13 protein-coding genes and 1 pseudogene are annotated in these 20,128 nt (G+C 68.4%); 6 read left to right on the top strand and 8 right to left on the bottom strand.

Annotated elements, in window-relative coordinates; all coding sequences use genetic code 11:
• Positions 1–111: 111 nt before the first annotated feature.
• Positions 112–240 carry a SapB/AmfS family lanthipeptide gene (locus FCH28_RS02850; protein WP_136738041.1) on the bottom strand — a complete coding sequence of 43 codons (129 nt, stop codon included), beginning with the start codon at positions 238–240 and terminating at the stop codon, positions 112–114.
• A 63-nt stretch (positions 241–303) separates the two neighbouring features.
• Positions 304–3,066: a class III lanthionine synthetase LanKC gene (gene lanKC, locus FCH28_RS02855; protein WP_136738042.1), complete on the bottom strand. Its 2,763-nt coding sequence runs from the start codon at positions 3,064–3,066 to the stop codon at positions 304–306.
• A gap of 266 nt (positions 3,067–3,332) precedes the next feature.
• On the opposite strand from lanKC, the gene FCH28_RS02860 reads away from it, so the two are divergent.
• From FCH28_RS02860 to FCH28_RS38460, 3 genes are all read left to right on the top strand, one after another.
• Positions 3,333–3,686, top strand: a complete 354-nt coding sequence (locus FCH28_RS02860; RefSeq protein ID WP_136738043.1) for a hypothetical protein — start codon at positions 3,333–3,335, stop codon at positions 3,684–3,686.
• Between the two features lie 464 nt (positions 3,687–4,150).
• Positions 4,151–4,531 (top strand): hypothetical protein, encoded by a 381-nt coding sequence (locus FCH28_RS02865; RefSeq protein WP_136738044.1) that lies wholly within the window; start codon positions 4,151–4,153, stop codon positions 4,529–4,531.
• 175 nt (positions 4,532–4,706) lie between these two features.
• Positions 4,707–11,126: a toxin glutamine deamidase domain-containing protein gene (locus tag FCH28_RS38460; protein WP_484422072.1), complete on the top strand. Its 6,420-nt coding sequence runs from the start codon at positions 4,707–4,709 to the stop codon at positions 11,124–11,126.
• A gap of 86 nt (positions 11,127–11,212) precedes the next feature.
• On the opposite strand, the gene FCH28_RS02885 is transcribed toward FCH28_RS38460, so the two are convergent.
• Positions 11,213–12,196: a HEAT repeat domain-containing protein gene (locus FCH28_RS02885; RefSeq protein ID WP_136738048.1), complete on the bottom strand. Its 984-nt coding sequence runs from the start codon at positions 12,194–12,196 to the stop codon at positions 11,213–11,215.
• A gap of 223 nt (positions 12,197–12,419) precedes the next feature.
• Here FCH28_RS02885 and FCH28_RS02890 point away from each other — a divergent pair, with 223 nt between their 5' ends.
• A complete protein-coding gene (locus FCH28_RS02890; protein WP_136738049.1) occupies positions 12,420–12,761 on the top strand; it encodes a hypothetical protein in 342 nt (113 codons plus the stop codon).
• A 177-nt stretch (positions 12,762–12,938) separates the two neighbouring features.
• Here the strand turns inward: FCH28_RS02890 and FCH28_RS02895 are convergent, their stop codons facing one another.
• Entirely contained in the window at positions 12,939–15,101 is a 2,163-nt protein-coding gene (locus FCH28_RS02895) for a caspase, EACC1-associated type (RefSeq protein WP_136738050.1), read from the bottom strand.
• Between the two features lie 2 nt (positions 15,102–15,103).
• Entirely contained in the window at positions 15,104–15,478 is a 375-nt protein-coding gene (locus FCH28_RS02900) for an effector-associated constant component EACC1 (RefSeq protein ID WP_246102303.1), read from the bottom strand.
• Between the two features lie 275 nt (positions 15,479–15,753).
• Here FCH28_RS02900 and FCH28_RS02905 point away from each other — a divergent pair.
• Positions 15,754–15,892, top strand: a pseudogene (locus FCH28_RS02905) (VOC family protein); the annotation flags it as partial.
• Between the two features lie 80 nt (positions 15,893–15,972).
• On the opposite strand, the gene FCH28_RS02910 reads toward FCH28_RS02905, so the two are convergent.
• Positions 15,973–16,731: a TetR/AcrR family transcriptional regulator gene (locus tag FCH28_RS02910; RefSeq protein ID WP_136738051.1), complete on the bottom strand. Its 759-nt coding sequence runs from the start codon at positions 16,729–16,731 to the stop codon at positions 15,973–15,975.
• Positions 16,732–16,838: 107 nt separating this feature from the next.
• Between FCH28_RS02910 and FCH28_RS02915 the strand changes: the two genes are divergently transcribed.
• Positions 16,839–18,110, top strand: a complete 1,272-nt coding sequence (locus FCH28_RS02915) for a DUF418 domain-containing protein (RefSeq protein WP_136738052.1) — start codon at positions 16,839–16,841, stop codon at positions 18,108–18,110.
• A gap of 937 nt (positions 18,111–19,047) precedes the next feature.
• Here the strand turns inward: FCH28_RS02915 and FCH28_RS02930 are convergent.
• Entirely contained in the window at positions 19,048–19,656 is a 609-nt protein-coding gene (locus FCH28_RS02930; protein WP_136738053.1) for an ester cyclase, read from the bottom strand.
• A 68-nt stretch (positions 19,657–19,724) separates the two neighbouring features.
• Complete coding sequence (locus FCH28_RS02935) at positions 19,725–20,099, bottom strand: DoxX family protein (RefSeq protein WP_136738054.1); 375 nt, start codon at positions 20,097–20,099, stop codon at positions 19,725–19,727.
• Positions 20,100–20,128 lie beyond the last annotated feature (29 nt).

Raw genomic sequence — 20,128 nt, forward strand, 5'->3', positions numbered from 1 at the left:
GACGGGCGGGCTCCATACGGGTGGGCGGGTTCCGGGCATCTGGTGCCCGGAACCCGCCTTACCCCGTCACCACGGGACCTGGTGCCCCGCGGCGACTGCGGCGACCGGCAGTCAGTTACAGGTGGTGACGCTCAGGCTGCTGTCGCCGCACAGCAGCAGGCTCGCGCGGCTGCCGGTGTGGAGCTCCTCGGTGGCCTCGGGCTTGGGGGTCTCCATCGTCTGCAGGTCGAGAAGCGACATGATCATTCCTTTCGTTATGGGGACGGGGGTGACTTTCGTGTTCGACCCCTGCTGGGGCCGGCTTCAGGGCCGCTGGAGCGGCGGGAGGAAGGGCAGGTGCACGGGTTTCTCGTGCAGCGCGCTGCCCAGGGCGAGCAGGCATCCGGCCGTGCCGGTGCTCAGGTCCATCGAGAGGCGCATCATCTGCTCCCCGGCGAAGGCCAGATGCCCTTGGTAGGGGACGGCACCCCAGGAGAGGGAGTCGATCTGGCGGCGCAGGTCCGCGGCGCTGGTACCCGGTCCCGGGGCGGTGGTCCGGCTCAGATACAGCACCATGCCGGCGGCGCCGCGGAACAGGCCCGGCTGGGCATAGAACTTGGCCTGTGCCGCCTGCACGATCTCGCCCCGGGCCGCCGCGAACCCGTCATCGTGCCGATGGGCGAGGTAGTCGTCCAGCACCATCCCGATGCCCACGCTGCCGGCGCCGAGGTAGGGCATGGTCCGCCAGCCTTCGTTGACCTGCAAGGTTCCGCCCGCGCTCCGCACGCAGCGCGTCAGCTCATGGCGCAGGGCATCGCCGGCCAGGTCCAACAGCGCGCCGTCGCGGGTGCGTTCGTACAGCCGGAGGAAGAGCAGTGCGGCCCCGCTGTCGCCGTGCAGCAGCCCGGCACGACGGGCCGGCCCGGCAGGCTCATCCCCGGCCACCGCCCGACCCAGCCGGTGCGCGACCAACTCGGCGCAGCGCAGGGCCTGCTCCCGTAATCCGGAGGCGCCGGTGGACTCGGCCAGCTCGTCCAGCGCCAGTCCCACCCCCGCCAGTCCGCCGTGCAGATCGGGTCCGATGTCCTGCCAGTTCTGCGCCGTCACCAGGTCGACGAGGTCCAGGGCCCGTGCACGGTGCCCGAGCCGGTCGAGGACCCACGCGACGCCGGAGAGGCCGTCATAGAAGCCCACGGGACTGCCCGACGCGGGCGCCTTCGTCCGCTGCAGCAACCACTCCTCCGCCTGCGGACATCGCTCGGCGCCGGTCGCGTCGAGGGCGTACAGCACGCCGGCCGCACCGTACGCGAAACAGGTGCCGCCGCCCGTGATGGCGAACTGGCCGATATCGCCGGGAAAGTAGCGGTCCTCACGCTCCGGGGTTGCGGAGGCAAGCACCGCGCGGACCGCGGAGTCCCGGCTACGTGGCCAGTCGGCAAGCGAAACCGGTAGGTATGCGTCCGCGCGCCTGCCCCCGCCTCCGCGCCCGTCGTCGGAGGACCGTTGCACAGCCTCCGGCGCGGATCCCGATACGGATCCCCCTGCGGATTCCGTCACGGAGGGCACTACGGTTCCCGCCACCGACCGCACCACGGATCGCGTCTCGGGTCGCGTCACGGACCTGGAAGGGGCCTCAGGCCCGGCCGCCCCGCCCGGGCTGCGATACCCCCGCAGAATCTCCTCGACCGCCGCGTCGAGGAACTCGACGGGAACCGGAAACTGCTCCGCGGCGATCTGTGCGAGATGCCGGGCCTTGGCCCGATCCACGGCGAACAGGCTGGTCAGCGGAAGGAAGAGGGCCAGCCGCAGACAGGCCAGGGCATAGCGGTCGACGTCGGGGCCACGGCGGTCGGCGGGCGCCACGAATCCTGGGTTGGCGATCACCTGCCGGCTGCCGGGGTCATCAACAGAGGCAGCCTCGAAGTCCAGCAGCACCACCGAGGATTCGTCCTCGGAGAGCATGATGTTGAACAGATGGAGGTCGTTGAAGACCACGCCCCGGGCGTGGATCGCCTCGACGGCCTCCTCCACCAGTCGGTGGATGCGTAATGCCCACCGGGTGTACTCGGCCAGCCGCTGGGGACTCGGATCGGACTCGATCAGGGGATGCCGATGGGCGAAGAAGCTGTTGAGCGGACGCCCCTCGACGTACTCCAACACCAGGAAGGTGTGCTCGCCGAGCGTGAACCAGTCCACCACCTCGGGAGCGACCCCCAGCCCGGACAGCCGCCGCAGGGCGTCCCGTTCGCGCGCCAGTCGGGCCACCGCGTCCGCCTCGTCCGCGGCCAGGCCCGCGTACGGCCGTGCCTCCTTCAGCACCACCTGCCGCTGCGTCCGCAGGTCCCGACCGACGTAGACGCCACCGCCGTTGGAGAAGTGCAGCGCCCGCTCGATGGCGTACGGGAGGTCGGCGACCGTGGTGGCGGAGCGCGCCTCCAGATGCGGCTTGAGGAACTCCGGGAGCGAGACCCACTCCGGAACCCGGAACGCGGGCTCCCGGCGATCGGGAACCAGCCGGCCCCGGTCGTCCTCGACAGCGGGGCACAGCTCGCCCTTGTCGTCGTAGCAGTGCCGCTCGGTGAAACTGCCGTAGCGCACATACACCGGACCGGCGCCCCAGCGCAGATCACTCAGGATGTACGGACCCGGCTCACCGGCCAGCAGCGCATCCAACTCCTCGGCGATGACGCGGCACTGCTCCTCATCGGCCGGATAGATCGTGATGAACTTTCCGCTTGCACCCCGGTCGGTGTACTTGGCGTTGCGGATGTGCAGCAGGTACCGGCTCGGCATGCACTTGAAGGCCACCGAGCGCGGTACGCAGTACTCCCAGACCGTCGTGAGCACCCGCTCGGCGTTGTCGAGACAGGCCGACACGTGGATCTTCCAGCCCTGACGGGGCAGTTCACGGTCGAGCGGCCGGAACGCCAGCCAGTCACCCGAGCGATGACGCTGCCACCCGGCCGGCAACTCCCGGCTCAGAATCGGATACTGGGCGCCGCGGCCTTGGGCGTCCGTGGACAACCGGTGCGGAGCGTCGTAGAACTGTCGGTCAGCGTCGCAGAAGACCGCGTATCCCTTGTTCATCCCACTCCCTCGGCCGGTTACGCCACGACGTTTTCACGCCGCGGAAGCGTGAACCAGTCATGAGTGTCACGAAGAGGTCGTGAGAAATGCATGTTTTGTGTGAAGGGCGGTAGCCGAGCCACCAACGGCCGCCTCGCGCTCCTGCCACGCAACCGCCATGAGGCTGGACGCCTATGTGTGTGTGCGCCTATGTGAGTACGTGCTCTCGCCGCTCATGAGTATTCGTCACGATGACCGGGCGGCACGCGTGGGCGAGGATGGCGGTCATGACCGCACCCGACCCGAAACCCGTCGCTGCCCCCGCTACGGCGACGACCGACCCGTTCGCGCCGTCGACGTCGGCAGTGCGCGTGTTCGCCGGTATCGGCCTCCTGCTGCTCGCCTTTGCCTTCGGGGCGTTCCTCATCATCGTCCTCAACCAGGCGTACAGCGGCGACGGGGCGAGCGGGCCCCTGGTGGGTGCGGCTCCTTGGTCGATGGGCCTGTCCGCAGTCGCGGGACTGTTGGCGCTTTGCCTGCCCAGCGCTGTGGTGAGCCACGCAGCACGGCGCGGAGCCGTCAGGCTGCAGTACGCGCTGGCGTTCGCCGGCCCCGCGCTGGCCGCCATCGACTTCGCCTGATTCGACTTCGCTTGATTCGGCTTGGCCTGATTCGACTTGGCCTAATGGGTGGGTCCAACGGCTACGTGTCCTGGCTGCACACCCAGACCTGGTATCACCACGGAACGCCGGCGCCGGTCCGCACCGCATCAACTGAGACAGCGAGCGGGACTGCGACGCCACGGCCCCAGCGCCACAGCGTGGTTCAAGACTTGGCGACAACCGTGCGCCGCATCCGGAAACATGCCCGCTACACAGAAACGGCAGAACCGTCGTAGCGTAGGGCGAAAGGTCGGCAGGTCACTCGTAGGTCATGTGTCGACTCAAGGCGCGCGATCCCAGCGAAGTCCGCACTCTGTGACGAGGCTGTAGCAAGTCGCATCTTGAGGACATGTCAACTGGGGTGGCTAAGCTTTCCAGTACCGACGTAGCCGTGCACGGACGCGCTCCAGTGGCCGTGGCAGCGTCCAGGCGAAGGGAACTCGGTGGGAGACGGGCTCAAGGCTGACATTCCGTCATTGCGTACGGGCGGCAGCGATTTCGACCGGATCGGTAAGGACTACCAGGGCCTTGTCAGCACGTTGAAGAGTGCTCTGACCTCTTTGGAGGGGCAGGACACACCGCCTTGGGGGGACGACGACCTGGGGGAGAAGTTCGGCGTCGTCTACGAGGGGCTGCGCGACGGCATGTACGAGTCGATGGGCCACCTCGCCGCCAAACTCCAGGACATCGGGGGCGGGTTGAACAACATGGCCAAGAACCATGAGGCCGACGAGGACTTCAATGAGTCCATGATGAAGCAGCACACCGCGAACGCCGAGGCGGACAGTCAAGTGCTCGCTCGGTTCAAGAGCCCCAACGCCTGAGATCACGTACGTGCCGTCAAGACCACGCACATACGTTGGGGCCGCACACATCACCGTGTGGCCCGAAGACGGGGTTCCAGCCACGCTCCCTTCTCCATCTCTTCGCCTTTTTGCCTGCTTTGGCCCTGTAAATACCTGAACCATTGCCAGCCGGGAGAAACCAGCTGTGTCGTTGATGCTGCCGGACGCACTTGAGTGGGTCCTTGAAATGCTGGGGTTCAACTGGCCCACGGCAGACGAAGACAAGTTGATGGAATCCGCCCAGAAATGGCGGGAATTCGCGGCCGGGGTGGAGGAGCTCCAGCATCAGGGCGTCACGGCGGCCGGCAACGTGCTCTCGCAGAACACCGGCGACTCCATCGACGGCTTCAACACCACGTGGGAGAAGTTCGCCGGCGGCTCGGGCTACTTCTCCGACGCCCGTACCGCGGCGGAAGCCATCGCCATCGCGCTGGATGCCGCGGCCGGACTCGTCATCGGCATGAAAGTCGCGGTGATTGCCCAGTTGGCGATCCTCGCAGCGGAAATCATCGCGGCTCAGGCGGCGGCGCCGTTCACCTTCGGATTATCGGAGGTGGGAGCCGCTGCGGCCACGGTTGCGACACGGGCCGTCGTACGGAAGCTCATAAAGGAAGCCGCACAGCAGATTCTCGACGCGATCCTCGAGACGGTGAAGGAACCGGCCGTCTCGGCGCTGCAGGCCATGATCTCGGACATCATCGCGCAGTCCGTGAACATGAGCTTCGACGCGCAGGACGGATTCGACGCCGGACGTACGGTGAAGAAGGGCGCCGAGGAAGGCGTCAACGCGCTCAAGAACTCGGGGCAGACGTTTACCGAGGCGCTGCGTGACGGCGTGGGCGGCAAGGCCGGACACCACGCCCGGAATGGGCTGGAATCGGCGGCGGGGCACAACTCCGGCGGGGAGTCCGGGCATGAGTCCGGGCATGAATCCGGGAGCGACTCCTCCGCTGGGAGTGAGACGAGTGGCGGCAGCGGCAGCGGCAGCGGCAGCGGCAATAGCGGCGGGAGCGGGAGCGGGAGCGGGAGTGGGAGCCCGAGCGGGAGTGGGAACTCTGGGGCGGGATCGTCGACAGACGGGGCTTCGTCGTCGGCCGGTTCGCCCTCCGGGGGTTCGTCCTCCGGCAGTTCGTCTTCTGGCAATTCCTCTGGCAGCACCTCCTCCGACAGCTCCGACAGCTCCGACAGCTCCGACAGCTCCGACAGCTCCGGCGATTCGTCTGTGGGGACGGGTGGCTCGTCCGGTGGCCCTTCGCACAGCGACGGCTCAGGGGGCAGCAGTACGGCCGTCGGTCCCTCGGCTTCGACGAACTCCGCTGCAAGTAACGGGAGTTCATCCTCAGGCGGCGGCCAGCCCACCGAAGGCGGCGGTTCGTCTGCGGACAGCGGCAGTTCCTCTCCGGGCAGTGGCAGCTCGTCTGGTGGCTCGTCTGCGGACGGTGGCAGTTCGACCGGACCTTCCCGATCCGACTCCCCGCCTCCGAGCCAGCTGACCCCGTTCGATGCGGGTTACCACGAAGCACAGTCCGGCGGTGACTCGTCTTCCTCGCCGCCGGCGGCTCCTGACTCGGGCCCCTCCCAGGACTCTGGGGCGGGGCCGGCCTCGGACGCGGGTCCTTCCCCCGACTCCGGGTCGGGGGAGTCCTCGGACTCGGGACCACGAGCGGACACGGGCAGCAGCCCGGCGTCCGGCTCCTCGCAGAACAGCGACCCCGCTCCGGACGGTCCGGCGCACGGCGACTCCTCCGCCACCCCCCGACCGGACACCGCACCACAGGCCGCACCGGAATCGGCTGCGAACCCGACTCCGGACTCCGGATCGCATACGACCCCGGACTCCTCCACTGACTCCGGGGCAGCACCCGACCGATCCTCGCCCGACCGATCATCAACCGACCGTTCCTCCACGCCAGACTCCTACGCTCCCGGCAACACCCCTCCGTCGGAGTCGCCGCCCCATACGGACAGCACTCCGACACCGGATGCGGGCCCGCGCCCCGACAACCTGTCGTCTCCGACGCCCGACCACGCGGACGGCCCGCCTGCCTCCGCCCCCGAACACCACGCCGCCGGCGACTCGGGCCCCGACGCGAGCCCGTCGCCGCAGCATTCCCCGTCGCCCTCTCCGCCCTCCGAGCCCTCGCCCTCCCCTTCGACGCCGCAGGTTCCGGAAGGCCCGTCCCAGACGAGCCAGAGCGACCCATCGCCGTCGCCCGCACCGGACAGCGCACCCGCCACGGCCTCGGGCTCGGACCACTCGGCGTCGCACAACGACAACGGCAACGGCACCGCAGCGGGCGGCCGTGGCGGCATACCCCAGGGCGCCGTACCCCATGCGGCCCCCGCGAGCCACTCCAGCCCCTCCTCGTACGGTTCACCTCAGCAGCACGCACCCAACCGACCGGACGACGACGGTCCCGCCATCATGGAGACGGAGAGCGCGGCGTCGGCACCGCCCGCTCCGAGTGCGTCTCAGTCGTCGCAGGTCGGCGGTGACGCGCCCAACTCCTCCGCCGCGCCATCCTCCTCCGGCCCGCAGTCCCCACAGCCCGGTGTGGTGATGGGCGGCGGCCCCATGCCCGGCCCGAACGCCCCCGCCGGCGCACCGTCCGCCGCTGCGCCACCACGCTCCACGGCCACCGGCAACGGTGGACCGGCCCGCGGCAACCCGACTGCCCGCGACCCACGCACTGCGCCCTACGGCGAGACGCGCAACCCGCCCTCGCGCCAGCGGCCGGGTATGCCTGACCAGGCCTCGCGTCCGCGGCCCACAACACCGCGGCCCACAACACCGCAGACCGAACCGCCGCGTCACGAGAGGCCGCGCGCCGAGCAGCCGCGCGGCGACGAGGCGTCGCAGCACCAGCCGGTGACGCCTCCGTCCAACGACGCACCGGAGCACGCCACCCCCGACCAGCACGTTCCGGAGCAGGGCACGGGCACGCCGAATCAGCAGGTGCCGCCGGGCGACAACACACAGCCCTCGCCCGACCACGGCACGGAAAAGCCCGAGTCCGGCCCCACGGAGGACAAGCCGGACTCCGATCCGAACGACAGCCACACCCCGGATACCGAGCAGAAGCCCGACGGCGAGCCGGAATCCGCGAAGGACCAGGCTCCGGACACGGATCACCACAAGGACCAGAACGAGGGCAAGGACCAAAACGAAGGCAAGGACCAGGACCAGGCTCCGAACGACCCGCCCTCGGACCAGAAGCCGGAGAACAAGGAGCCGGAGAAGGACGAGCCGGAGAAGGACGAGCCGGAAACCCAAAAGCCGGACACGGACCAGAGCGACGAGCAGACCTCCGACACCACAAAGCCGGACTCGGAGAGCCCCGATGCGGACCCCGACGGCGACAAGCCCGAGGACGGTCACACCGACGACGCCAAGAACGACGGGGATGGCAAGAACGACGACGACACCAAGAACAACGACGACACGAAGGGCGACGACTCACCGGCCGACGATTCGCACCCCGGTGACAAGGACTCCTCGGACGACACTGACGCGGACAAGACCTCGGATTCGGATTCGGACTCGGATGCCCCCGCCGATTCCGAGACGGAGCCCGACGCCCAGGACGACCGACCCAGCCTCGATGACATCCGTTCCGGCATTCAAGAGGCGCCCGGCGGACTGCTGCCGCCCGATGCCTCGGACCAGCAGGCCCTGGAGTCCGCAGTCCCGCGCAACGAGGACGGCACCCCGCAGCGCTTCCCCGACCCGTTCGGGAAGTGGGCACAGTTGCAGAACGACGGCGGTACGGATGTGCCCGGCCGTTCCAACAACTGTGCCGACTGCAGCCGTTCGTTCCTCGAGACCTGGTACGGGAATCCGCAGGTCTCGGCGCCGCGTACGCCGGACCTCAACCCGGACGGCAGTCTTGACCGCCGGTCCCCGGAGACGAACGCCAACGAAAACATCATCGACTGGACGGGAGCCCCGCACTCCTACGCCGGCACCAGCCCCGACGGCCATGCCGCGATCGCCCAGGACCTTCTGAACGCAGGTCCGGGCTCCTCCGCGATCGTCCAGGTCAACTGGGCCAACGGCGGAGGCCATGCATTCAACGCCGTCAACCATGACGGCAAGATCGTCTGGGTGGACACCCAGAGCGGCGAGGTGAGCCACCAGCCGATCAACACCGATGGCGCCACGGACGTCTTCTACATCCCGCTGGACGCCGATCGGAACCCGCTGTACCCCGCTCAGGACGCGGACTCCGACTCCCAGGCGTCGGATGACACCCAGTCGACGACGTCGGATCAGTCCAGCGACTCCCAGCAGTCTGACGGTACTCACCAGTCGGACGACTCCCATCAGTCGAGCGACGCTCACTCCGACTCCGACTCCGCCCTCGACTCCGACTCCGATCCCGCCCCCGACGCGCACTCCGCCCACCATCCCGACTCCGCCCCCACGCCCGACCACACTCAGGACGCTCAGCAGCCGCACGACACATCGCAGCCGAACAACTCCTCGCCCGACAACCCGTCATCCGACACCACGCCATCCGACGCCACACCGTCCGACCCCCCGCCATCCGACACCACTCCGTCCGACCACCCGTCACCGCCCGTTCCCGCACCGCACCAGCCCGACTCCGCGCACAACGATCACGGTGCCACCCCGCCCGCGAACGACCCCGCCAAGCCGCCGCGGGACGCCGACCCCAGCGCCAGCGCCGATCCCAGCAGCGCCCGAGCCGACAATTCGGCGGACAACTCCCCGCCCAGCCCCCGCAGTTCGCCGGATGTCTCCCGTCCCGACGACACGCCGAACACTCAGCACACTCAAAGCGGCCCCCCGAACGACAACAAGCAGTCCACATCCCTCGACTCGGATGCTCCTGCCGGCCGTCCTAGCGGCCGTCCTGCCGACGGACCGCCGCGCCCCGGCGACACTCCTGCGCGCGACGGCGACTCTCATCGCGACGGCCGGAACCAGCCGACGCCGGGGCGCCCCGACGCTCCCGTTCCCGGCACGCCCGAGAGGCGGCCGAGCCCCACGTCCCCGGACGCCAGGCCGAACCGGACAACCCCGGACGGGCGCCCCAAGCCTCCGACTCCTGAGGCACCCGCCGGAAAGCGGAAGGCGACCGAGGCGCCGCCGAAGGGCGATCAGAACTCCGGCTCAGGCTCCACCGACAACAAGAGAAGGCGGCCGGAGCCGGACCACGAGCGCCTAGCCGCCCTGAACCTGAACGATTCGACCCCGAATCCCTCGACGTCCGCGTCGGCCGCACCCCCGAAGCACGACAACAATGCGGACAACAATGCGGACGACAACGCAATGGACGTCGACAAGGAGCCCTACTCCGACCCGCACGACCGGGGCGACAGCGATACCTCCAAGCAGGAGCAGGAGGGCAAGCACACCCTCGACGCGGAGAATGAAGGCTCCAAGGAGTACGGGCTTCCGCCGGACAAGCTGCAGAACGAGCTTCGCCGGGACCGGGACGTGCACCGGATCCCGCTCGACCGCGTCCACGACCACCTGGACCGTTGGGCGGACGACGGGAGCCTGGCGCGGGTTCTGCGTGCCTCGACCGGCGATTCCCACCCGCCTTCCGCCGATGCGGGGCAGGGGCCGCGCGCTTTCACCCAGAGCGATCTGGAGCAGCGACTGCCGGGATTCAAGGATCTGGATCGCGGTGAACGACTCGCGGTCGTTTCGTCGTTGGCCCGGCTCAGCGTCGGATTCCATGAGCAGCACGGCGTGGGCAAGAACCCGGAGAACATCGACAAGCCGTACCGCAACAAGGACGAGGGCGACCCCAAGGAGAGCACGAAGGACAGCGTCGCCAAGAACTCGGACGAATCACTGGGCGTGCGGGGGCACCGCAAGAGCAGTGAGAAGTTCCTCGACAACCTCAAGCTCACGGGCAATATGCCGCCCAGCCTGCAGCACAACAGCCCGGACCTCACGGACCGCAATTACGCGGTACTAGAGGTCCAGGGTCCGCCGCCCGAGCGCGAGACGCACTACGTCACCGACTCGTCGGTGCCGGTCGGTGAGAAGTACGTCTCGGGCCGGCACTCAGAGAAGCACCTTGCCGATTGGCTGAAGCGCGTCAACCAGGGCGACAAGCAGTACACGCCGATGGCCGTCTATACGGAACGTGAGCCCTGCGGAAACGGACAGGGACATGCGAAGTGTTCCACTGTGCTGCGGAACAAGGCCCTCGACGACACAAAGGTGTATTACAGCACCACGTATCGCACCGACCCGGAAGATGTCGCGGCCAAGAAGAAGATCGACGCCGAGAAGACGGTGGAGAAGAAGAAGGTCGACAAGATGGTCCCGGCCGAGGTGCGCAAGAACCTCGAGGACCGGATCAACAGCCGCACGGACAGGTCGGCCGAGTGGAAGGCAAAGGAGATCGAGGCGGCCAAGGCGAAGACCGACGCGGCAGTGCGTGACGATCTCAAGAAGGCCGTCGATCGCGAATACAAGAAGCGGAAGGATGAAGCGACGACCGATAAGAAGCACGCCATGGTCCGGGAAATGGACCGGCATATCGATCACCTGGACTCGACCTGGCGCACGATCCAGCCGAGCCTGATGTGACCGTTCGGCCGGATCCCCTGGCGACGCCGCTCGTGGTTCGGGCTGCCGACGAAAGGGGATCCGGTCCGCCCGTCAGACTCCGCCCCTCAGATGTCGAGGGCACCCCTGAACCGGCCATGGCCGGCCTCCTGGCTGGTCACGGCGAGCCAGCCATGACCCACCTTGTCGAGTACCTCCACCACCGTCGGCTGGATGGAGATCCACGACGCGACTTCCTCCGGGTCCCGGACGCCCTCGGCGTATTCCTCGGCCTCCTCGGGATCGCATTCGTCGTCGCTCTCGTCCGGCATCAGATTGCGTTCGAACTCCAGCGGCTCTCCGACCCACTCGGGATCGCCGTATGTGCGATGTCCGCGCTTGTCCTGTCCGTTCTCGGAGACCCACCACACCCGCGCGCCGTTGTATTCGTCCACGGCATAGAAATGAGCCTCCCGGCACTGCGTACTGAGTCGTGCCACGGCGTGCGCCCAGTTGTCGTTGAGGTAATCGTCGCCGTATACGAGACGCCAGCCGTCGAATTCAGGTGTGATGAACACGCGGTAGGCCGTGGTTTCGGTTCCGTCGTCGGCACGAAGATTCAGCGAATTCTCCTGATGAACGGCGGCGGACACTCCCATGGCCGTCGTCGCGGAACGCGCGTCGTGCAGACCCAATGCCCCGACGATGTCCGCTACTTCCGCACCGGGAACCGCGATCCAGAGTTCGGCCGGAAGATCTCCGGGCTGCTCGTCCGGCAGTTTGATCCGCACCAGCCGCTCGACGGCCGCCAGATCCGCGGGGCTCAGGGCATCGCCGCCCCCGATGTTCGCCAGCATGCGCAGAGCGGTTGCCCGCAGCTCGCCCGGACCGTCGCGCCGTACCCTCCTCAGGGGTTCGATCGCCGCAGGTCCGAGATGCTCCAGACAGGACTCCGCGAGCGAACGGCCCGGCGCTTCCTCGTCCCGGAGCAGCGGCAGAAGGTGCTCCACGACCGGCGCCCCGAGAGCCACCAACCTGTCCCTCGCGGCATCACGCTCGTCCCGGTCCGGGGCTGCCAGTTGACGTACCAACGCGGCGATATCCTGAGTCATGAGACCGACCCTACCGAGCGGACCCTGGGCCTCGCCGGGCCCAAAGTCCGGCGTACGGTCAATTCCATAGCCGGACGGCACACATTCGTCCGCCCTCCTCACCACGCAGCAACAGCACCACTTCCCGACCACATCATTCCGCCTTCCTGCCTACGTACCCACAGACCTTGCTTACGCAGCCCCAGACCCTGCCTACGCACCCACAGAGGACGAAGGAGTTCGCATGACTTCGGACAACAACTCTCCGACGGATCCGCAGGCCGCGCCCACGAACGCCGAAGAGGCCTTGGAGTCGGTGCGCAGGCAATACGGCCAGCCCCGCTCCTTCGACGGCTCCCTCGCGCCGCTGCATGTCCAGGAATTCGACCTCGGATATCTGGTGTACGCCACTTTCGCGAAGCCCGTCGATCAGAACGGCAGGCCGGTTCCTGCGCAACCGGGCGGCAGCAACTTCGTGGTCGCCAAGGACACCGGCAAGATCTCAACCGTCCCCAACTATCCGCCGGAGCAGTCCATCGCGCTCTACCGCAAGCAGCGCGAAAAGACGAACACCTCCGAGGGATAGCAACGACCAAGAGAGGGTGGGGGCAGTGCAGCCGGGCCAGTAGAGGTCGCGCAGCAGGGCGATCAAGGAGAGCCAGACACACCTGAACAAGTCGCCCTGGCGGTCGTTCCGGGGCCACTCGACCGGCTGGAAACGCGAGGGCGAGAGAGGAATCGAGTACTAGGATCGAGTACTAGGTCAGTGGCCCTTACCGGACAGGGGAGTCCGGTACAGCGTGTTGCCCGGTGTCACCACGTACACCGCTTTGCCGATGACAACGGGTGCCGGTACGGGAAACCGGGGGTCCGCGTCCACCGCCCCCCTGTGCGGCTTGCCCGTGGACAGGTGGCGTCCGGTTATGGCGTCGAGCGTGTGCAGCCGCCCCTGCGCGTCGCTGAGCAGGAGCTTCCCGTCGTGGACGGTCACTTCACTGATGCCACGGGCCTGGCTGTCCTTGCGCCAGGCGATCCGGTCGCGCCGGCAGTCGACGGCGGTGATCGTCCCGTCGCTCGCGGGTGCGTACACGAAGTCGTCCGAGGCGGTCATCGGGAGGTCCGTGGGCGTCTTGAGCGGGACGCGCAGCCAGGGTTGCATTACCGCGTTCGCGTTGTGGCTCGGGTCGAAGCGGTCGACGGCATGGTAACCGCTGGTGTCGCGGTCCCCTTCGGCGAAGTACAGGGCCGTGTGGCTGGTGCCGCGCCCGATGAATTCCAGAGGGAACCGCGGGGACTCCTCCTGCACGATACCCACCGCCCCCTGCTCGCCGAGGCCGGAGGTGGTGAGCTCGATATGGGACGCGTACTCCTTGTCCTCGCGCACGTTTGCGTTCAGGACCACCTGCTTGCCGTTGCTGGAGACCCCGGTGATCTCATCGGCGTCCGTCTTCCAACGGGCAAGCGTGCGCGGGCTCTTGGCGTTGAACAGTCGCAGCTCCTTCGCGCCGTTTTGTACGAGCACACCTCTGTCGGTGACGGCGACCCGCCGAGGATCGGGGACCTCGTACGTGCGCTTGACGCGGCCGGTGGCCGGATCCAGGGCGACGATGCCTTTGCCCTCACCGAGACCCGTCTTGCGGGCCGGTGCATAGACAGAGCCGTCCTGCTCCACCACCGTGCGCTCGTACCGTGCGAGGCTGCCCGAGCCCTGGTACCGCCAGCGCTCCTTGCCGTTCGCGGCGTTCAGCTTCAGGATGCCCCGGCTGCTACCGGTGCACAGCAGATCGCCGTCGGTGGCGGGCGTACAACGGAAGCCGCTCTTAAGAGCGTTGGGGGCGCCGAGTTTCGTGAGGTCGGTCTCCCAGCCGGGGGTGGACTTTCCGGCCGTGTTCTTGTCCTCGCCGTCCGCCAGGCTCTCCGAGCGGGAGCCCGCCCACAGGCTGATGCCGCCGCTGACCGCGGCCACGACCACGACCGTCGCCACCGCGAGGAACCAGCGCCGCCGTATGGGCCCCGGCCGCTTGGGGCCGTCGGCGATGCCCCCGCTCCGTCGCCATAGGGTGCCGCGCCGCGGGAGTGCTTCGGCGGACTCCACCAGCCCGCCTCCCTTGGCCACATTCGATGCGAGTGGGCCGGCCCGCGCCGCATCCAAGGCGATGTGATCGCGGTCGCCATCCGCATCTTTGCCCGCACTTGCCCGGGCCGCATTACGGCTCAGCGCGAGCCGACCCGCGGTGTTGCGGTCCCGTTTTTGCGGCAGCGGTCGTCCTTTGGCGCGCAGGGCGACTCGCATGGTGTGGTAGATGGTGTCAAGGTCCAGTAGATCCGGGCCGTCCGGCACGCCATCGTGGAGCACCCGCAGCAGTTCACCGGTGAAGGCCGTATGGGGTTCGCCCTCCGGCGCGAGTGCGAAGCTCGTTTCCGGCGAGGCGGCGAGTAGATAGCTGCCCTCGATTTCCGCCTGGTCCGCTATCGAGGCGGGACCGCTCATCGTGCCCAACGCCCGCCCGCTGAAACAGCAGTCGAGGATGACGACATGTCGCCTGGACCTGACGGTGAGCAGGACGTCGCGCAGCGCGCTGTACGGCAGACCGGTGTAGGACCGGCCCTGTTCCGAGTGCGGCAGGCCGAGGAAGAGGTCTCCACGAGTCTCTTCGAGAAGCCCGTGCCCGGAGTAGTACACCAGCAGGGTGTCGGTGGCTTCTTCGGCCGCGGTCCGCACGGCACGCAGAACCTCGGTCCAGTCGCCGGGGTTCGCGATCGCCGTGCAGTGCTCTTCGGCGAGCTCCCACGAGGAGGGCGCACGCAGCGCGGTGGCCAGCGCCGTGAGGTTGTTGTCCACGGCCGGCAATGACGACAGGTGCGTGTAGCGGCTGGTACCGATGAGGACCGCGCGGGAGTTCGCCGCTTCGGGCAGCAGCGCCACCGCTATCGGCCCTCCTGATCTCCAGCGCCTCCAGCGTCGCCAGTGGGTCGCTCCAACATTTCGATGAGCCGGTTCAGTTCCGCCTCACTGCCGTTCTCCATGGTCACGGTGGTTTCGCCCCGCTGTACGGTGACGCTCCGACGGCCGGGTCGTGTCTGACGCCAGGTGCTCAGCGCGATCGCGAAGGAGGCTGCACTCCAGCCGTTGTCGGTGACGAGCTGGAGAACGTCCGCCAGGGTCCCCATCTGGTCCGGCGTGGAGGGGGCTTGGGGCAGGGCCACATGCGCTCCGCGGCGCACCGCAGCATCCTGCCGCAGCCAGTCGTACAGAGAACGCAGTTCCCGTTCTCCGCCGTCCACCTGCACATCGACCCGCACAACTCCCCCTTCAGGGCATTCACATAGCCCGCTGTCACAAGAGCGCCCGTTCTCATCCCCTGGGCACTCATTGTGCCTGCCCTGTCAACGTTCCGGCGCTCTTCCGGCTCTTCCGCATGATGCCGGCGACCATCGGTCCGTCACGGGCATCTGACGCCCTCACGGCGCTCTGACGATGCCGAAGCGGTCCTGTGAGAAGCCCTCAGCCGGACGCGGTGCGACAGAACAGCGGTTCTTCGACTGGGCCGTCATCGATCGTGCCGACCCGGCGGCGGGCCCTCCTCCTGGCGCCGTCGGCCGCCGACCCGGGAGTCACCGAGGACGAGCGCCGCACCATCCCCGAGATGATCGCCCCGTGACTGCGCCTTCCGCGAACCGGAGGGCAACCTGGTCCGCATCCGGGAGCTTCGCTGAGCCGTGCGGTGAGCCGGCTCAACGAAGTGGGCGGCGTGACTGGGCGGCGTGCCTGGGAGGTACTTCGGGGCCGGACAGCCTCAGGGCGTGCAGCGTTCGATCTGGGCGGCGATGCCGTCGAGGATGAACTCCAGCCCGATCGAGAAGTCCGCGCCGGAGATCGTGGTGTCCGGGGTGCCCGACGGCGGTGCCTCGAACAGTGTTGAGGAGAACAGCCGGGCCGTCTCCGGGAAGCGCTCCGGGTCGACGAGGTTCATCAGCGCGCGGCCGTACGCCCGTTCGGCGTCGACCTGTCCCTGTCCTTCGGGTCTGCCCTGGGCGAGTTCGTGGTCCTGTCGTACCGACTGGACCACATAGCCGCTGATCAGTGACAGGGCGCCGACTTTGTGTGCCCAGTCCAGCCGCGTGCGGGCCAGGATCGCCAGTGCGGACTCCATCCAGGCGATGTGGTTCGGCCCGGAGGGCGGTCCGGAGACGGGCAGTTGGGCCAGCCACGGCCGTTGCCGGAACACCGAGCGCTGGGCGTCGGCCCAAGTGCGCAGTCCGTCGCGCCAGTCGCCGGCGTCGATGTCCGGCGGTGTGCCCAGTGCGTGGTCGGCCATCAAGGTGAGCAGCTCGTCCTTGGATCCCACGTACCGGTAGAGCGACATCCCGGAGAAGCCGAGGCGTTTGGCGACCTTGGGGAGTGTCACGCCGTCGAGGCCGTCGCTATCGGCGGTCCTGACGGCCGTGGTGACGACCAGGTCGACGTCGAGGACCGCGGGCCGGCCGAGACGCGAGGACTCCGGCAGCCGCCACAGTCGGCGCAGTTGTGCCGGAACGGAGTCTTCGCTGGTCATGGCTTCCTCACTCGCCCCTGATGATCGGTGCCCATCATGCCAGACGGGTTATTAGTTGACGCGAGATACTTTCTCATGCAAATTAAGTCGGAGAAGGGGGAACAATCATGAGTTTCGACATCGCACGCCACGCGCAGCACGCACCGGGCCGGCACGCCGAGCGCGCCCTCGCGCCGGACCTGGCCCGGGGAGTGATGCTCCTGATCATCGCGGTGGCCAATGCCGCCGGGGTCGTCTTCGCCAGCGAGCCCGGCGTCGCGCCGGCGCCGGAAGCCGCCGACCGCGGATTCACCTTCCTACTCTTCGACCTCGTCCACGCCCGCGGATATCCGGTCTTCGCTGTGATGTTCGGCTACGGCATCGTCCAACTCGCCAACCATCAGGGCGCATTAGGCGCATCGCCGCACCAGGTTCGTTCGCTCCTGCTGCGTCGCAACCTGTGGCTCGTCGCGTTCGGGTTCGCGCACGCCGTGCTGCTGTACTACGGCGACTTCCTTGCCGCCTACGGGATCGTCGGAACCATGATGACCCTGGTGCTGCTGCGTCGTGGCGACAGGTTCCACCGGATCGTGTTGGTGATCTGGGCGCTGTCGGCGGTCGAGGTGGTCGTCGTCGGCGCGATCGTCGTGAACGGCATTATCGCGGGCCCGGACGGTTCGGCCCCGCTCCCGGTGAGCCACGTCGACTCCCTCGCCGCGCCCGGCTACTTCGACTCCATGCTGGACCGCCTGGGTGAATGGCCGACGCACGTCCTCATCACCCTGCCTTTCATTCTCATCGCCTGGCTCGGTATGTGGGCGGCCCGACGTCGCGTCCTCGAGGAGCCGGCCCGGCACCGGACCTTGCTCGTACGGACCGCCGTCCTCGGACTCGGCATCGCCGTCGTCGGAGGACTGCCGGCCGCCCTGATCAGCGCCGGATGGCTGCACGTCGACGAATCGACGGCCCGTATGGCGCTGTTGCTCCACGGCGGCAGCGGCATGTTCGCCGGTCCTGGGTACGTGGCCGTCTTCGGCCTGCTCGCCATGCGGATCACCCGGCCCGGCGTCGTCGTCGGATCCCTCGCGGCCCTGGGCCGGCGGTCTCTGTCGGGATACCTGTTCCAGTCGGTGGCATGGCTCGTCCTCCTGCTGCCCTTCACGCTCGACCTCGGCGACCGATTCGCCGGCCCGACCGTGACAGGCTTGATCATCGCCGTGGCCATCTGGCTCACCACCGTTCTGATCGCCCGCCTGCTCGACGAGCGCGACCGGCCGGGCCCCGCCGAGACCGTCCTGCGCCGCCTGACCTACGGGCCCCGGGCGGCGCGGAGTGGCGCGGCTCGGGGTGCTGGTGAGAACCGTGTCACCGGCCGCAAACGAGGGGTCAGGGCTTCATGACCGGGGCCTTTTTGGGCTGGCGGGGGACGGTCTTGGTCTTGTCGAGGTGCCCGTACACCGGCGAGCGGGGGAGGCTGAACGCCGAACATGACGGGGATCTGCTGGACGGTCTTCTCCCGCTCGTCGTAGAGCCGTTGGGGGAGCGCGGCCTGGCCCGGGGTGAGCTTCGCCGCTGACTGCTGCCCGCCGACCGCCGCCGCGCTGCCCACCGACCCGGCCGCGGGCCGGGGCGGAGGCGAGGCCGTCGTGCAAGTAGGTCAAGCTTGCCCAACGACCCGCTCTGTGGGCGCTGGTGGAGGTGAAACTGGCGCTGGGCTGGGCGCCTGGGCAGATCGCGGGTCGGCACTCAGCGGCTGCGCACCGCGCGGCCCATGCACCGGCCCAAGACCGACGTCGGCTCACCGGGCGGGGCGTGATCCGCGGCACGGTGTGCATCAGCGCCTGCCCCGCCGACGTCGAGGACTGCAAGGTGCCCAGGTCACTGGGAGGGCGACCTCGTGATGGGCGCACGGCCCTCAGCGGCCGCGACGCTCGTCGAGCGCACCAGTCGATACACCGCCATCGTCGCGTTTGCCCGACGGCATCAAGCCCGAGCAGATCGCACCGCACCGCACCGCACCTCACCCGCAGCCTTCTCGGCATCCCGCCCCAGCTGCGGCGGACGCCCACCTGGGACCGGGGCCGCGAGATGACCGAGCACCAGGCCGTCACCGCGGAGACGGGTATGCCGATCTATCGCCGTCCGCCGACCGACCCGGGCGTGAACGGGCAAGATCCATGGCAGAACGGGGCCCCGAAATGCCAGCGTCTTTCTCGGCCCCGGCACGTAGGAATATCCGTAGGAATATGAGCCGGCGCCGCGGGGACCGTGATCGCTTTGGCTTCTCCTCCGGATCTGCGTGGCTCGGCGGTCCCGCACCGCCGGGCCACGCAAGGGTCAGGCCAGGCCTATCTGCTGGTAGAAGGTCAGGTTGTCCCAGAAGAGGAACTCCTCCTCCATCACTTCGTGCTTGTTCCAGATGCCGACCGTGGCCATGTTGATGGAGAACTTCTTGCTCGTGGGCTGGATGAAGCCGCCCTTGCCGTCCGGCATGGGGCGTGTGAAGGTGCCCTGCATGACGCCGGTCACCGAGGTCAGGTTGTCCTTGGCGATGCGGATCGGGTGCTCGGTGATGCGGGTGTCCGGCGCCCAGACGAACTGGCTCTTCATGTCGGCGATGTGCCGGTCGATGCCGTCCGTGTAGTGGCCGTCGGGCCAGTGGACGCGGATGTTCTGTGCGTGGCTCTCAGCGAGCCGGTCCCACTTCTGACCGGAGTAGACGACGAAGTCCAGCTCGTCGAAGACCTCAAGGTGCTTGCGCTCCGTATCGGTCAGGTGGGCCGGCCAGAGCGACTCGGCCTGCGGGGTGGAGGCCGGGTCGCCGAGCAGTTCCCGGTCGCTCGTGGCCGCGGCTGCCAGGTCGGTTCCGCTGGCTACCGCGGTGATGGCGAGGGCGCCCAGGGCAGCGGCGCCTCCGCCTCGGAGGACGTGGCGGCGGTCGATCATGTCGATTCCTTGTCTACAAGATCACGCTGGGGAGAGGGGAGAGGGGAGAGGGGAGAGGGCGGGGAGGCTCAGAGGGCGTAGGGGCCGAAGCGGCCCCAGGCCACAACGGTGGCCAGGAGGAGGAGCACCAGATTGACCGGGATCGCCTTGGCCTCCTTCCGGCGCAGGTGAACCGCGGCGGCACCCAGCATGGTCGCCGCGAGTCCGAGGGCGGCCCAGGCTGCCAGGACCGGTGCGATGCCCAGCGCGGCCGGGAGGATCAGTCCCAAGGCGCCGAGTGCCTCGACGGCGCCGATTGCCCTGACCGACGTGGGGGAGAAGTCCTCGGCCCAGGCCATGCCCGAGGCGGTGAGCTTCTCCTTCGGCTGGCTGATCTTCATCAGGCCGGCCGCGAGGAAGGCCAGGGCCAGGACGCTCGTGATGATCCAGAGGGTGATGTTCATGGGGGACGCTTCCGGTCGATTGATTGAAC

It is taken from the genome of Streptomyces piniterrae (assembly GCF_005048155.1).
In the GTDB taxonomy this organism is placed as follows: domain Bacteria; phylum Actinomycetota; class Actinomycetes; order Streptomycetales; family Streptomycetaceae; genus Streptomyces; species Streptomyces piniterrae.

What these genes read in the sequence shown, in the direction of transcription:
- FCH28_RS02850 (WP_136738041.1), bottom strand. Translation starts at nt 240, where the DNA reads ATGTCGCTTCTCGACCTGCAGACGATGGAGACCCCCAAGCCCGAGGCC.
- lanKC (WP_136738042.1), bottom strand. Translation starts at nt 3,066, where the DNA reads ATGAACAAGGGATACGCGGTCTTCTGCGACGCTGACCGACAGTTCTAC.
- FCH28_RS02860 (WP_136738043.1), top strand. Translation starts at nt 3,333, where the DNA reads ATGACCGCACCCGACCCGAAACCCGTCGCTGCCCCCGCTACGGCGACG.
- FCH28_RS38460 (WP_484422072.1), top strand. Translation starts at nt 4,707, where the DNA reads ATGCTGCCGGACGCACTTGAGTGGGTCCTTGAAATGCTGGGGTTCAAC.
- FCH28_RS02885 (WP_136738048.1), bottom strand. Translation starts at nt 12,196, where the DNA reads ATGACTCAGGATATCGCCGCGTTGGTACGTCAACTGGCAGCCCCGGAC.
- FCH28_RS02890 (WP_136738049.1), top strand. Translation starts at nt 12,420, where the DNA reads ATGACTTCGGACAACAACTCTCCGACGGATCCGCAGGCCGCGCCCACG.
- FCH28_RS02910 (WP_136738051.1), bottom strand. Translation starts at nt 16,731, where the DNA reads ATGACCAGCGAAGACTCCGTTCCGGCACAACTGCGCCGACTGTGGCGG.
- FCH28_RS02915 (WP_136738052.1), top strand. Translation starts at nt 16,839, where the DNA reads ATGAGTTTCGACATCGCACGCCACGCGCAGCACGCACCGGGCCGGCAC.
- FCH28_RS02930 (WP_136738053.1), bottom strand. Translation starts at nt 19,656, where the DNA reads ATGATCGACCGCCGCCACGTCCTCCGAGGCGGAGGCGCCGCTGCCCTG.
- FCH28_RS02935 (WP_136738054.1), bottom strand. Translation starts at nt 20,099, where the DNA reads ATGAACATCACCCTCTGGATCATCACGAGCGTCCTGGCCCTGGCCTTC.